Annotated in this window: 14 protein-coding genes; 2 read left to right on the top strand and 12 right to left on the bottom strand. The window is 67.9% G+C overall.

Features of this window, described 5'->3' with window-relative positions; translation table 11 throughout:
* The first annotated feature begins 33 nt into the window (after nt 1-33).
* Nucleotides 34-1035 carry a proline racemase family protein gene (locus tag ACGFSB_RS06975; RefSeq protein ID WP_393395214.1) on the top strand — a complete coding sequence of 334 codons (1002 nt, stop codon included), beginning with the start codon at nt 34-36 and terminating at the stop codon, nt 1033-1035.
* Nucleotides 1036-1078: 43 nt separating this feature from the next.
* Nucleotides 1079-1771 carry a GntR family transcriptional regulator gene (locus ACGFSB_RS06970; RefSeq protein WP_393395211.1) on the top strand — a complete coding sequence of 231 codons (693 nt, stop codon included), beginning with the start codon at nt 1079-1081 and terminating at the stop codon, nt 1769-1771.
* A 22-nt stretch (nt 1772-1793) separates the two neighbouring features.
* On the opposite strand, the gene ACGFSB_RS06965 is transcribed toward ACGFSB_RS06970, so the two are convergent.
* The 12 genes from ACGFSB_RS06965 to ACGFSB_RS06910 form a co-directional block, all read right to left on the bottom strand.
* Nucleotides 1794-2765 carry a hypothetical protein gene (locus ACGFSB_RS06965; protein WP_393395208.1) on the bottom strand — a complete coding sequence of 324 codons (972 nt, stop codon included), beginning with the start codon at nt 2763-2765 and terminating at the stop codon, nt 1794-1796.
* Complete coding sequence (locus ACGFSB_RS06960) at nt 2762-3043, bottom strand: hypothetical protein (protein WP_393395204.1); 282 nt, start codon at nt 3041-3043, stop codon at nt 2762-2764. The genes ACGFSB_RS06965 and ACGFSB_RS06960 overlap by 4 nt, the downstream gene beginning before the upstream one ends.
* A 124-nt stretch (nt 3044-3167) precedes the next feature.
* Nucleotides 3168-3710, bottom strand: coding sequence for a hypothetical protein (locus ACGFSB_RS06955; RefSeq protein ID WP_393395201.1), 543 nt, complete (start codon nt 3708-3710; stop codon nt 3168-3170).
* 34 nt (nt 3711-3744) lie between these two features.
* Complete coding sequence (locus ACGFSB_RS06950; RefSeq protein WP_393395198.1) at nt 3745-4176, bottom strand: hypothetical protein; 432 nt, start codon at nt 4174-4176, stop codon at nt 3745-3747.
* Between the two features lie 58 nt (nt 4177-4234).
* Entirely contained in the window at nt 4235-5050 is an 816-nt protein-coding gene (locus ACGFSB_RS06945; protein WP_393395195.1) for a hypothetical protein, read from the bottom strand.
* 58 nt (nt 5051-5108) lie between these two features.
* Entirely contained in the window at nt 5109-5531 is a 423-nt protein-coding gene (locus tag ACGFSB_RS06940; protein WP_393395193.1) for a hypothetical protein, read from the bottom strand.
* Between the two features lie 20 nt (nt 5532-5551).
* Nucleotides 5552-6880, bottom strand: coding sequence for a hypothetical protein (locus tag ACGFSB_RS06935; protein ID WP_393395190.1), 1329 nt, complete (start codon nt 6878-6880; stop codon nt 5552-5554).
* 258 nt (nt 6881-7138) lie between these two features.
* Nucleotides 7139-8665 carry a pyridoxal phosphate-dependent decarboxylase family protein gene (locus tag ACGFSB_RS06930; protein WP_393395187.1) on the bottom strand — a complete coding sequence of 509 codons (1527 nt, stop codon included), beginning with the start codon at nt 8663-8665 and terminating at the stop codon, nt 7139-7141.
* A gap of 732 nt (nt 8666-9397) precedes the next feature.
* Nucleotides 9398-10711, bottom strand: coding sequence for a phytase (locus ACGFSB_RS06925; RefSeq protein ID WP_393395184.1), 1314 nt, complete (start codon nt 10709-10711; stop codon nt 9398-9400).
* Nucleotides 10712-10959: 248 nt separating this feature from the next.
* Nucleotides 10960-12060 (bottom strand): o-succinylbenzoate synthase, encoded by a 1101-nt coding sequence (menC, locus tag ACGFSB_RS06920; protein WP_393395181.1) that lies wholly within the window; start codon nt 12058-12060, stop codon nt 10960-10962.
* 29 nt (nt 12061-12089) lie between these two features.
* Nucleotides 12090-12923, bottom strand: coding sequence for a GNAT family N-acetyltransferase (locus ACGFSB_RS06915; protein WP_393395178.1), 834 nt, complete (start codon nt 12921-12923; stop codon nt 12090-12092).
* Nucleotides 12920-14011 (bottom strand): M20 family metallopeptidase, encoded by a 1092-nt coding sequence (locus ACGFSB_RS06910; protein ID WP_393395816.1) that lies wholly within the window; start codon nt 14009-14011, stop codon nt 12920-12922. Before ACGFSB_RS06910 ends, ACGFSB_RS06915 begins: the two co-directional genes overlap by 4 nt.
* Between the last annotated feature and the right edge of the window lie 507 nt (nt 14012-14518).

Below are 14518 nucleotides of genomic sequence, written 5' to 3'. Positions count from 1 at the left end.
GGCCTCGTAGGCCTCGTACGAAAGGCACCGCCCATGCGCAGCAAACTCGTCCTGCACGCGGTCGACTCGCACACCGAAGGTATGCCGACGCGGGTGATCACCGGTGGCATCGGCACCGTCCCCGGCGCGACGATGAACGAGCGCAGGCTCCACTTCCGTGAGCATCGCGACGACATCAAGCAGCTCCTGATGAACGAACCGCGCGGGCACGCGGCGATGAGCGGCGCGATCCTCCAGCCGCCGACCCGCCCCGACTGCGACTACGGCGTGATCTACATCGAGGTCTCGGGCTATCTGCCGATGTGCGGGCACGGCACGATCGGCGTCGCCACCGTCCTCGTCGAGACCGGCATGGTCGAGGTCGTCGAGCCGGTCACCACGATCCGCCTGGACACCCCGGCGGGCCTCGTCGTCGCCGAGGTCGCCGTCGAGGGCGGCGCGGCGAAGGCCGTCACGCTGAAGAACGTGCCGTCCTTCGCCGTCGGCCTCGACCGTAAGATCACCCTGCCGGACGGCCGTGCGGTGACGTACGACCTGGCCTACGGCGGCAACTTCTACGCGATCCTGCCCCTGGAACAGTTCGGCCTCCCCTTCGAACGCGGCCGCAAGGACGAGATCCTCGCGGCGGGCCTCTCCCTGATGGAGGCGATCAACGCCGAGGACGAGCCGGTGCACCCGCAGGACCCCTCCATCCGCGGCTGCCACCACGTCCACCTCTACGCACCCGGCGCTACCGCCCGCTACTCCCGGCACGCGATGGCCATCCACCCCGGCTGGTTCGACCGCTCGCCGTGCGGCACGGGGACGAGCGCGCGGATGGCCCAGCTGCACGCACGCGGCGAGCTGCCCCTCGACACCGAGTTCGTCAACGAGTCCTTCATCGGTACGAAGTTCAGCGGGCGGCTGCTGGGCACCACCGAGGTCGCGGGCATCCCCGCCGTACTGCCCAGCTTCACCGGGCGCGCATGGGTGACCGGCACCGCGCAGTACCTCCTGGACCCGGACGACCCCTTCCCCGCGGGCTTCGTCCTGTAGCGGGCCGGGATACTTGAAGCACATCACCCAGGAGGCCCACCCCATGACCGCCCAGCGCACCAGCGTCCCGTCCGCCGCACCCGCCGCCCTGCCCAGCCTCGGCGGGACCCGCAGCAGCTACCGCGAGCGGGTCGCGGACGCGCTCCGTGCCGCGCTCATCGCGGGCGAGCTGCGCGCGGGCGAGGTCTATTCGGCGCCCACCCTCGCCGTGCGCTTCGGCGTCTCCGCCACTCCCGTGCGCGAGGCCATGCTCGACCTCGCCAAGGAGGGGCTCGTCGACACGGTCCCGAACAAGGGCTTCCGGGTCACCGCGGTCTCCGAGAAGCAGCTCGACGAGTACAAGCACATCCGTTCGCTGATCGAGATCCCCACCACGGCCGAGCTCGCCACCACGGCTGACCCCGCAGCGCTCGAAGCGCTGCGGCCGGTCGCACAGGAGATCGTGACCGCGGCGGCGGACGGCGACCTCATCGCGTACGTCGAGGCCGACATCCGCTTCCACCTCAGCCTGCTCAAGCTCTCCGGCAACGACCATCTGGTCGAGGTGGTCGGCGATCTGCGCAAGCGCTCCCGCCTCTACGGACTGCAGGCGCTGGTCGACGCCGGCCGTCTCGAGGCGTCGGCCGAGGAGCACCTGGAGATCCTCGACGCGTTGCTCGCCCGCGACGAGGACTCCGTACGCGCGGTGATGACCCGCCACCTCGGTCATGTACGCGGCCTGTGGGCGGCCGAGTAGCGCGATCGCCCGGCCGAACAGCTCAGTGGTTGTTGCCCGGGATCAGGAACAGGTGGATCGACTGGTCCTTCTCGCGGAACCGCTCGCTTTCCGCGCCCTTCTTCGCCCGGTCGGACACGATCACCACATGGTCGGCCGAGACCCAGGACACGCCCTCGGGGTTGCCGTAGACCGTACGGCCCTTGCTGTCGGTGGGGAGGGGATGGACCGTGCCCTCGTCCACCTGCCACTTCTTGGCCGAGATGCGGCCCACCCACAGCGCGGACGACGCCTGCGACAGGACGGCGATCCGTCCGTCGCGCACGGACACACTGCTGTAGTCCTCGAAGGGCAGCCACTCGGGCAGCCGGATCGTGGCCGTGTTGATCCAGCGCTTGCCGCCACGCCGGAAGACCTGGATGCGTCCGCCGCCCGGCGTCCTGCCCTTCTTGCCGCCCGCGCACCGGTTTCCCTCACACAGCGCGAGGAGGTGACCCGTGCCCGAGCGCTCCACCCACTCCAGGCCCTCCATGCCCTTGTTGGCGGCCGCCACATCGAAGTCGAGGTGCGCGGAGCCGACCGGACGCAGCTTCGCGTCGTACTCATGGACGCGGGCACGGAAGCCCTTGGGCTTGACGGGTTCGGCCTCGCTCAGCGTGTAGTAGCGGTCCCGCAGCTCGTCGTGGGCGAGATCCTCGTACCCCTCGCCGGACTCCGGACTCCGGGGCTTCTTCCCCTTGCCGGCGTTGATGACGCCGTTCTCCGGCGCCTTCGGCGACAGCTCGCTGCTGACCCGGATCAGGGAGGTCAGGTTGTCGCAGACGATCAGGAACGCCCCGTCGCGGTAGAGGACGCCGCTCGCCTCCAGGCGGGTGCCCGCGCTGTCGCCGATCAGGTCCTGGATCTTGGCTTCCTTGACCAGACGCAGTTCGCGCGGCGCATCGAGCTCGATCTTGACCGTCATCTTGTCCGACTTCTTGTCTGCCTTCTTGGCTGCTTTCTTGGGTGCGGTCATGAGGGCAGTACCTCCATCGCGCCGGGGAACGCCGCCCCGCTGGCGCCGTTGGGATAGGTCTTGCGCAGCTCGGCGAGCTGCTGGCGTGCGTTGTCGTAGCGCATACGCGTGTAGTGGAAGATCCCGTACGTGAACTGCGAGCCCCGGCTCAGCTCCCCCGCCGCCGCGTTGGCCCGTCCGGCGAGCTGCCGCCCCGTGCCCGAAGGCAGCGCGGAGAGCGCCACGACCTGGTTCTTGAACGCGTCCCGGAACGTGCCTTTCCCGATGGTCCTGTCCACGACGGCCTCCCTGGCGTCCCTGGGTGAACCTTCCTCTCTACGCCCGGTGCCACATGACCGCCAGACCGAGAACCGGCCTGGCGGTCATGTGGTCTTTCAGGCCCTGACGATCAGACCCCGAAGATCAGACCCCGAGGATCCTGATCGCCGGATGGATCGCCGTGTTCAGATACAGCTTCTCCTTCTTGCGCTCCTGCTCCAGCTCCATCACGAGCCGGTAGCGGTGCACGCCGGGCTTGGCATTGCTCAGGACCGTGCCCGCCCAGTAGTAGTAGACCGGCGTGAACGGGTCACGCATACGGTCCGGCATCCCGTAGATCTTCAGCTCGGTGAAGATCTTCCGCTCGGCCACGTCCTCCTCGTCACCCAGTTCGGTGTCGAGGAAGGTGATGTTGTTGATCTTCGGCATGGGGGGCCAGGTGCCGTCCGGGCGCTTCTCCATGTCGAGCGGGCGCACGATCCAGTTCAGGACCTGCCCCTGCTTACACACCGTTTCGAGGGACGAAGTGCCCTGCCCCTTGCCGCCGATGCTGTTGTCCATCATGTAGATCGAGTCACTCAGTGAGCCCGTTTCCGTCGCCCGCTCCATGTTGATGAGCGTGACGATGTTGAGCTGGACCGAGTTCAGCTGTCCGGGGTTCTGCTTCTGCTGCACGCTGCTGGTCAACGCTCCTCCTTCGCGTACGCCGCCATGCCGGGCCCTAGCCGACGAGGGACGACGACAGAGTGGTGGCGATCGGTTCGTCCCTCGTGCCCAGCTTGAACTTGATCTGGTACGTGACGTCGGCCGCGTCCTTCTTCAACGTCCCGATCCAGTAGGCGACATCGGTGCCGGGATAGACCCTGCGCTCCGGTTCACAGATGTCGGTGTCGATCTCGATGCCCTCGATGGCGACATACGCCTCGCACTCCAACGCGAGGGCGTTCCAAAGGAGTTGGTCGCCCTTCTTCGCGTGCGTCCGCAGTTCCTCGGAGCCGAATCCGGTGGATCCCGCGGCCTTGTTCGTGTCGTACATGTACAGGTGGCCCCGCATGTTGCCGGCCGCCAGAGCGCCCACGCAGTCCACTACGGCGGTGATGGAGATGGGCCGCTTCGCGGCGCCGTTCTCCCGCTGCCTCGGCTTGGTGGTCATCTGCTCCTCCTTCTCGCTGAGAGTCCTTGCCGGGTTCCTTGCCGGGTTCCTCGCCGGATCAAGGTGTGCCGGGGCGCGCCCCAGCGTCCGGCGGGATGGGGAGCAGGCCCATGCCCGCCCCTGTGAAGCCGTTGCGCCGCGGCTCCGCGGTGATCTTGAGGGTGGAAGGGCAGGTCAGGTCGACCGCCTCCCAGCGCAGTTCGCCGTTGAGGCCCACCAGCTTGTGCAGCTGGATGCGCATCATGTACGAGTACGTTCCCGGCCGTGACGTGTCGACCGTCGCGGACCAGTACCAGCCGTCGGTGACCAGGTCCGGGGAGCCGTACTCCGCCGGATACATGATCTTCGAGTCGACCGCCTCGCCGTAGATGTCGGTGATCACCGGGGCGGGGTAGGTGTACGCGGCCGTGCTGTCCCGGCTGACGACGTTGCCGGTGACGTCCAGGATCTTCTGCCCGGACATCCGGCCGCGCGTACGCCGCGTGGTCTTGACCCGGGTGCCGACGGTCCTGCGGATCTGGGCCAGCTGCTCGGCCTGATCCGTGCTGGCGGCCGATGACTTGCCCGCGAGCTCCGTGAGGTCTTCCAGGGCCTTCTCGTCGCTCTGCCGCGCACGGTCGAACTCGTAACCGCGGGGGACCGTCGGCGGGATGGAACCCAGGCTGTACGGGAGCCAGTTGAGCACCTGCTCGCTGGCCTGCGATCCGTCACTCCAGTAGGAGCCGTTGATCGCGGTCACGAGATCGCCGGTGCCCTGGTTCGTGGAACCCTGCAACTTCATGTTGTCGAACAGGTAGGTGTTGCCGTCGAGTGTCTCGGACTCCAGCGCATGGCCGACGTCCACGAGCACGATGATCGCCAGTTGTTGGGGCATGATTCCGCCTTTGTCGCCGTTTCTGTCGTTCCCGGCCCTTACCGTCGTGCTCCGGCTGCTACTGACACATCAGCGCGGGTGTATCGATGTGCATGACGCTGTTCCCGCCCTCGTACATCTGGAATTCCAGGCGGTACTTGTAGGGCACCCCGGGCGTCAGCCAGTTGGGCACCACGCCCGACCAGACGTCGAGGTGTTGCTTGTCGTCCTCTGTGGAGTGCTCGCTCGCACTCTGCTCCGCGCTCTGGTCCGGTACGAACGAGATGCTCTTGATCTCGACCGGTGTCTGCAGGTCAAGGGCCAGCGCGGACCAGGAGACGACCTGTCCCGGCTTGACGATGGTGCAGAGGTTCGGCGTGCCCTGATGGGCGCTGTCGTGCCCGCCGTCGTCCATCATGCAGAGATTGCCGTCGAGCAGCGTGCTGCCCGAGAGCGCTCCGATGACATCGACGACCGCGACGATGTTCACTTGCGGCTTCATCCTCACTCCTCTGGTAGGTGCTAACCCCGGTCCCGCACCAGCGGGACCTTGCCGACGGCCGTCCGCTCGATCTCGGCCGTGAGGCGGGGCACGAACTTGAGCTGGAAGCTGTACCCGGTCTTCTCGATCGACGCGGGATTCGCCTCCCCGTGGTTGAACAGCGAGAGGGAGCGCGGCAGGGCGTTCACGAACACCTGCTGGACTCCGTAGGGGCCAAGGGTCGTGTCCGTCCGGTAGGTCAGTCCGAGCACGTCGTCGACCGACACGTACAGCGTGATGGTCTTGCCCTCGCGGTTGTTCACGAACTGGACCTCGTGCGCCACCGCGTCCAGGTCCACCGCCTCGACGGCCTTCAGTTCGTCGCGCAGCGATTCGTAGGCGCGGGCGGCGGAGTACTGGCTGTCGTTGATGTGCAGTACGTCGCCGGTGCGCCCTGCGAACTCGAACTGCTGCGTCTTCAGGCCCGGCCCGTCGGTCCTGGGACGCCGGATCATGCGGTCGCCCAGCTTGAGCCGGAGCAGCGGCGCCTCGTGGGCGTGCAGGCGGGTGACGACGAGCTCGCCCTCCTGGCCCTCGGGGACCCAGCGGCCGTTCTCGTCGACGATCTCGATGAAGTGCAGGCCCGGCACCGCGGACAGGAAGGGTGACGCGGGGTCCAGTTGCAGGCCGATGGTCTCCGCCTGGGTGGCGGCGAAGTAGCTGAGGATCGCCAAGTTCGGGTAGAGCGCCTGGAGTTCGACCCGCTTGCGCTGCGAGAGCACGCCGCTGCCGTACAGGGCGACGCGGAAGCTCTCCCTGGACTCCTGGCGCATACCCGCACCGAGCTCGCTCAGGATCCCGATGCCCGCGGAGATCCCCATCAGGGCCTTGGGGCCCTTGTAGGAGAACATGTGCTCCAGGACGGGAGCCGAGACAGGGCCCGCACCGACGTAGTTCACGCCGGGCACGTGCTGGAGCACGCCGCCGACCATCGTGCCGCTGCTCCACATCTGGTAGTCGGCCAGGGTGGTGAACAGCCACTTGGGGTCGGCGCCCGCGAGGTACCTGGCGAGCTGGTAGGTACCCATGAAGCGTCCGGCGATCTGGTACGTGTCCTTCAACTCCCGCAGGGAGTACACGACTTCGAGCGGCCGGCCGCCGCTGGTGCCGCCGCTGGCCACGATCTCGAACTCGCCGCGGGTGAGAGGCACCACAAGGCCCGGCCGTGACTCCATGAAGAAGTCACGCTGGATGTCCTTGTCCGACAGTGGGATCCGCTGCCACGCCTCGTACGTCTCGGGGGCGCGCACGGTGCCCGTGCTGCGCAGGCGGTCGCGCCAGAGCGGGTTGAGCATTGCCGTGCTCACCATTTGCTGGAGGCGGCGCAGTACGACCGCTTCCTGAACCTCGTGCGAAACCTCGCTGTACGGCGTCTGACAGACCCGTTCGCATTCAAGCAATTTGCTGGCGAACGAGGGAAGTGCGGTTACGGCTTCAACTGATTCCGGTAGCAACTCCCAGTCCGGAATGAGCCAGTTGGCCAGTTCACGGGCGCCTCCGGGCGCCGGTGCGATCGGCGGAACGTGCGTGGCCTGTGGAACATGCGATGTACTCAACATCCGTCCCCTCTAAGCTGTTTCTGTTCCCTTTTCGCTGCCGAGCAGGTCCTGACCCGTTCTTCTGATTTCGGAGATCAGCATCCGGAAATGCTCGCCGGTGATCTGGTGGTTCATCATGACCACGCGCAGGGCGGCCACACCATCGACGTTCACTTTGGAGATGAAGAAGTTTCCCCGAAGCTTCACGGCGTTGCGTATGGAGATCTGGAGGCGGTGCAGATCCCCCTTCCTGATCCCGGTCGGGTGATATCGGAAGCACAGGATGTTCGCTTCCGGACGGTGCAGTACCTCGAAGTCGGGATCGGCCCGTACGATTCCGTGGGCCTCCTCCGTCAATTGGCAGAGATACTCGATCTTCTCCGCGAACAGGGCCCGTCCGTACATGGCCCAGAGTGACCACAGAGTCATGATCATCGGCCGTTTTGTGCACTCGAAGTTCTTGCCACCGCTGTCGTACGCGGTGTATATGTCCGGTTCCTCGTCGAACACATAACTGGCCTTCTGCCGGAACGCGGTGAGGCCCGCTTCCTTGTCCCGGTAGAAGAGCATCGTGCACGGCGAGGGCACGAACATCATTTTGTGCGCGTCCCAGGTCAGGGAATCTGCCCTGTCGATTCCCCGCAGCTTCTCGCGGAGCGTGTCCGACACCAGGAGACTCGCTCCGTGCGCACCGTCGACGTGCAGCCAGAGGTTCATATCCCTGGCCAGGTCGGCCAGTTCGTCGAGCGGGTCGAAGGCGCCGAACGTCGTGCTGCCCGCCGACGCGACCAGGCAGAACACCTTCAGGTTCTGCCGCTCGGCGGCCTCCAGGGCCGGACGGGCGTCGGCCACACAGATCTGCCCCCGGCTGTTCAGCGGAAGGCGTACGAGCTGTGCCTCGCCGATGCCCATCACGCCGGCCGCCCGCGCGACGCTGTAGTGCACGTCGGCGCCCACCGCGATGGCGGGCCGCGGCTGGCCGCGCAGGGCGGAACCGCCCTCCGACCAGTAGCCGGGCAGCTTCTGGTTCCGGGCCGCGAGGAGCGCGGTGAGGTTGGCGAGCGACCCGCCCGACGTGGTCACCATGGTGAAGCGTGCGGGGTCCCAGCCGATGTACCGGTTCAGTTCGTCGGCCATGATCCGCTCCACGGCGTTGGGCAGCTGGGCCGCCTCGTAGAACGACGCCGGCTGGTTGACCACCGAGCTCACGAAGTCGATGACGCCGGCGAGCGGGACGACGCCCGAGAACTGGCGGCCCATGTACCCCGGCGAGTGCACCTGGATGCCGGTCCTGATGTACAGGTCGATGATCGCTGCCAGCTTCTCCTCGTCGAACGCCGCCACACTCTCGTGCTCCGACGTCATCAGGGCCTTGGCGGCCTCCGACAACGTCGTGGGATCGGTCAGCTCGAGCCCCCTGATCGAGTGATCGGAAAGGTGCTTCTCCAGCTTCGCAAGAGCGGTTTCGGAGCTTTCCCGGAACAACTGAGCATCGAACGCCTCAAGCAGTAACCCGCTCCCTTCGGAAGCGGGATTGTTCGACCGAGATTCCGTCACGGGGGTCTCCTTCGGAAAGTCCCTGTGTTGCCCGACATTGTTGTGTGGGCGGACGCAACCTGCGCAGAGTCCAGTTTTTGAGCATGACGACGAGCAGAAGGACTTCCATCTCGATGCGACGGGCCGACTGGTCAAGCCGGACGGCGACATCTGTTCCGGCGACCCGCGTTCAGCGGCAGCCGCACAGAACCCCCTCGAAAGAACAGCCTTTGGTGTAACAGGGTGGCGCGTACCCCCCGGCTTTCGCACCACCCCCACACGACCGGCGTCTCCCCCCTCGTGCCCCTCGTGTTTCCCCCCCACGCAGAGCAACCGTAGGGCCTCATGTTTCGAAGAAGTGACATTTTCAGCGGTCTGTCCAAAAATAGTGCGGTCAGCCTGACGGACCGTCAATAACTCTTGGCCACAACTGTATTCACAGGTACCTCACACGTGAGGCTCCGTCCTCCATTTTTGGCCAGGGGTCATGCGGCCCGAATCCAAGGCGGGTGGGATGTGAAGAGCGGTAACGCCGACAGGAACAAGTCAAGGGCAGATGATTCTTGCCATTGTCATGTGACTGGCAAGTTCGTCTTGTTGCGGGCAGGGCGGAGTGGCTCATTCTGGGTGGGTGAAATTCTTGCCATGGTCGAGTTCGCGCGAACTGATCGCGAATTGATCGCGGATTCAACCGGTGGGGTATACGAAAGCCCGGTACCGCCGCGTGGCAGTACCGGGCAGGGACCTGCTGTGTCAGTCGTCGATCGCGTCGAGCACACCGCCCAGATCCACGAACTTGAAGTCCGTGGAGGGCCGCTCGGGGTCGCCGGGAGCGTCGTGGCCGTCCTGCACGACGAGCAGCCCGTGGGGGTACTTGTGGCCGAGCGGCTCGTTGAGGACCGCGGCGCCGTCGCACTCCTCGGACCCGTCGAGCGTGGAGGAGGCGGGGGTGACGCGGAACCCACCCTCGTACTCGTTGTGGTCGGACAGCTCACGGTCGTAGGCGGCGAACGTGTTGTCGCCCTGGCTCGAAGCCAGCAGATAGCCGTCGCCGTCGCCCTCGTTCAGGAGCGTCAGACCCTCGACATCCGACTTCAGCCGCGTGCCGCCGTAGCCCGGGTCGGCGCCCGCGACGCATTCCCCGGTCGACTCGTCGTACGACCCTGGAATGCCGTACTCCCGTACCTTGTCGACCAGTTGGGCCTTGCCCGTCAGATCGGCGCGCAGCCGCCAGATGCCGACGTCCTCCTGGCCCGCATACAGCGTGCCGTTGGCCGGGTCCACGACCATGCCCTCGACCTGCGGCAGTTCGCCCGGCTCCCCGCACGGCGACCACGAAGTGCCGTTCGGCAGCCGGAAGCCCGTGGGCAGGCCGATCGTGCGGACCTTGCGGTAGCCGACCGTGCCGTCGTTCTTCGCGGTCAGCTCGAGAAGCGCGAGCGTGGTCCGCTCCCGTCGGCTGACCAGGGCGTACGAACGGCCCGTTGACGGGTCCGTCCAGGTCGCGAGGCCGTACGCGGTGCGCTGCTCGTTCACCTCGTCCTGCGAGGAGGAGAAGACGTTCGGCGCGTGCGGGTCGGTCACGTCGGTGAGGGGGCCGTCGGCGCGGTCGCGGTCGACGCGGTAGAAGCGCAGCCGGTCGCTGCCGCGGTCGCTGGTCACGGCCAGGTCCGTGCGGCCCGACGGCAGGCGAAGGCCGTGCATCAGATCTACGTTGTTGAAGCGGCCGGGTGCGTCGTCGGGTCCTGGCGCGGCGGGTGCGGGCAGGGACTGCACCTCGCGCGCGTCGAGGTCGTACACGCGAAGCCCGCCCTGCTTGGCGGTGGCGATGACCAGGCTGCGGTCGGGGTCGGCGGGGTTGCGCCAGATCGCCGGGTCGTCGGCGTCCGCGTCGCCGCCCGCGTCGTCGTCGTGCAGGGCGGGGGTCTCGGAGCGCGGGGTGACGGCGGGCAGTTCTGTGGCGGCGACGGCGCCGGAGTTGAGGGGCACGGCCGCGGTGATCGCCGCGAGGGCCGTGACGAGGGCGAGCCGCCCGAGGGCGGTGCGAGGTCTGCGGGGCTTGGGCATGAAGGGGATTCCTCTCCTGTCATGTGTCATGAAGGCTTGTCATGGACGCTGCTGTCATGAGCACTGCATAGCGAATCCACCCTGCGATCTTGCCGTGAAGAGTTTCCGCCGGGTAGTGCGGCGGGCAGCGGGCCGTGCGGTGAATGGACGGTGTCGCGCCGCGGACTCGGACGGGCAGACGGCCCCTGGGGCAGGTCCGCGAAGAACCTGCCCCAGGGGCCGTCTCGGTGTCGCCTCGACTCCCGCGACTACAGCTGTATCCACTCCTTGGCCGTGGTCACCCGCTCGATGATCTCGGCGACCGGCTCGACGCCGAGCCCCGGCCCGGTGGGGACGTCGAGGTGGCCGTCGGTGAGCTCGAAGGGCTCCGTGACGTCCGTGGCGAAGTAGCGGCTGGAGCCGGAGGTGTCGCCGGGCAGGGTGAAGCCGGGCAGCGCGGCGAGCGCCACATTGGCGGCCCGGCCGATCCCGGTCTCCAGCATCCCGCCGCACCACACCGGGACGCCGTGGGCCACGCACAGGTCGTGGATGGCCTTGGCCTCCAGATAGCCGCCGACCCGGCCCGGCTTGATGTTGATGACCGAAGCCGCGCCGAGCGTGATGGCCGCTGCGGCGTCCTCGGCGGAATCGATCGACTCGTCCAGACACACCGGCGTCCGCAACAGCTTGGCGAGCGCGGCGTGTTGGACCAGGTCGTCGTCGGCGAGCGGCTGCTCGATCAGCAGCAGATCGAAGGCATCGAGCTTGGCGAGCTGGCGGGCGTCGGCCAGGGTGTAGGCGGCGTTGGCGTCCACCTGGAGCAGCAGGTCGTCGCCGAACCGCTCCCGCACCGCGCGGACGGGGGCAATGTCCCAGCCGTGCTCGATCTTGAGCTTGATGCGTACGTAGCCCTCATCGATGAACCCGCCCACCGCATCGAGGAGTTCGGGTACGGAGTCCATGATGCCGACCGAGACACCACACGGCACCCGCTCGCGCGCGGCACCGAGGAAGGACCCGAAGGACTGCCCCGAAGCGCGCAGTTGGGCGTCGAGTACGGCCGTCTCCAGCGCCGCCTTGGCCATCTTGTGGCCCTTGAACGGCTTCATGGCGCGCTTGACCGCGTGGACGTCCGCCACGGCGGGCAGCGCCGGGATGAGGAAGCGGCGCAGCACATCGGCCGCGCCCTCGACGTACTCGGAGCAGTAGCGCGGCTCGGACATGGCGACGCACTCGCCCCAGCCTTCGCTGTCGGGCGTGACCACGCGTACGAGAAGGACGTCGCGCGCGGTCTCGACGCCGAAAGAGGTCCGGAACGGCGCCCGCAGGGGCATCGCTATCCGGCGCAGCTCAATTCCGTTGATTTTCATGGTGCTTGGCTCCTGGTGGGGCTCGGGTCTCACGCGGTGGTGTCGCGCTCGACGACGTAGGAGGTCCTGTCGTGGAAGCCGGTGACGCGGGCGCCATCGGCAAGGAGGCCGCCGAGCACCTCGCGCATCGCGAGGCGCCACGCCTTGGCCGCGCCGGCGTCGGTACGGCGCAGCCCCTCGATGTCCGGCGGGACCTCGACCAGCAGGGTCGCGGCGTCACAGCGGCCGACGGCGGGCAGTCCTTCGCGCACGGACAGCGCGGTCGCGGCATCGTCGGGCACGACCACGGGGGCGGGTCGCGAGGCCGCGGCGGCGATCACCGCGGAGTGGTCCAGCTCCCAGGCGATGAGGGCCCGATCGGAGTCGTCGCCGCCGTTGATGACGTCGTCCATCGCCCCGTAGAAGCTGGGGAGGTACTCCACCGGGCGCGCGCCGAGCTTGGTCAGGTTGAAGTGGGCATTGCGCCGCACCAGCGGATCGTAGGTCCAGGTGATCCGTTGCAGCCCGCGGGCAAGGGCCCACTGGCGCTGGTGGAGTTTGAGGGCCAGGCCCGCTCGATGACCGGGCAGCGCGCCCGTGACGTGCGAGTGCAGGGCCTCTCCGGCGGGGGCCGCGAAGAAGGCGACGGACGCGCCGACCAGTTGGCCGTGGCCGTCGTCGCCCTCTTCAAAGGCTCCGGCGACGTAGTTGCCCGCATAGGAGAGCGCTCGCATCTGCTCGACACCCATGGGAGAGCTGCCGGGGGCGCTGCCCCAGATCTTCCCGAACAGCGCGTCGACGCTCTCGAGCTCGCGCAGTTCATGCAGCTCACGTATGACGAGGCCATGCGGCGTGTGCGGCTTCCGTACGTCGGTGACGCTCACCGTGCGACCTCCTCGACCAGGGCGGCGAGCAGCCGGGAGCGGGGGACCAGCTCGGCGACGACCAGGTGCTCGTGGTCGGCGTGCGCTCCGCCGCCGACGGCACCCAGACCGTCGAGGGTCGGGCAGCCGAGCCCGGCGGTGAAGTTCCCGTCGGACGCTCCACCGACCGCCGCCGACGACAGCGGGCCCAGGCCCTGCTGCCGGGCGAGACGCTGCGCCCGCTCGAACAGGCCGGCGGAGGAAGTCTCCTCCAACGGAGGCCGGTTGGGGCCGCCGCGCACATCCAGACGCGCCCCGGGCACGGTGGTCTTCAGCGCACGCATCGCCGCGTCCACCCGCTCCTGCGCCGCGAGGGTCGGGACGCGGGCGTCCACCGAGACGCGCGCCTCCGCGGGCACCGTGTTGGTCGTCGTACCGGCTCCGACCACCGTGGGGACCACGGTGGTGCACCAGTCCCGCGGGGCGCCGATGTTGATCTCCTCGGCCAGTGCGTCGAGGGCGAGGACCAGATGTGCGGCCTCCACCGCCGCGTTGACGCCCTTCTCCGGTTCAAGACCGGAGTGGGCCGCCTTGCCGTGCACCACCAACTCGTAGCCCGATGTGCCCTTGCGGCCCGTCTTCAGCGCGCCGCCGTCCGCCGACGCCTCCAGGACGAAGGTCGCCGCGCACTGCCGCGCGGTCTCCTCGATCAGCGCCCGCGAGGTGTCGGAACCGACCTCCTCGTCGCCGGTCACCAGGACACAGACCCCCTCCAGGGAGGGCAGCGAGGCCAGGGCGTGGAACATCTGCACCAGACCGGCCTTCATGTCGAAGATCCCCGGCCCGCGCGCGATGCCGTCCCGCACCGACCACGGATGCGTGGCAAGTGAGCCCATCGGCCACACCGTGTCGTGATGTCCGAGCAGCAGTACCCGGGGTGCGCCGAACGACCACCTCAGGTGCGTGACGCCCTCGACGACGATGCGTTCGGGCGGGGCGCCGAGATGGCGGGTCCCCTGCGCGGCCACGACGTCCGCGCTGTGCGCCACCGCGTCCAGGTCGGCGGAGTAGGACTCGCACACCACCAGTTCCTCGAGGTCCGCGAGCATCGAGTTCAACTGATCCGCGGGTAGCTCCTCGGTCACGTTCGACTCCTCCTCCGTATACATGCGTATGACGCTATGCGAGTCGAATGGATCACAGTTCGTCGCAGGGTCCCAACATCGACGAGGCCTTCCGTATCCCCGGACAAGCCGCCCGGCCCGGGGCCCGGCACGGGGCGCCCGCCGAAGGTCTGGACCACGTGGTCGCACCGCGTCGACCGCCACACCGGTCCGGGGGTGCTCGAAACCGCCCGCCCGAGTAGGGTCGGTGGCTGCGTGACGGCTGATGGCTGCGACCCGGCCTGCCTGCCCTGTGAGGGCACATGCGTACGTGGCTTTTCCGGCCCCACCCGGGAAGGGCGCAAGGCATACGCGCGTACGGCAACCTTCGTATGCGTCGGGCACCGGGATGCGGCTCCTGACGTCTCGCGTGTACGTGCAGTACAGCGGACCCCCGGGTCCGTACCCCCCACACAAAGAGTCGCGCGTGCGCGGCCGCAGATCAGGAGCACC

The organism is Streptomyces sp. NPDC048441 (assembly GCF_043200235.1).
GTDB lineage: Bacteria > Actinomycetota > Actinomycetes > Streptomycetales > Streptomycetaceae > Streptomyces.
This window is presented reverse-complemented; position numbering and strand designations above follow the sequence as displayed.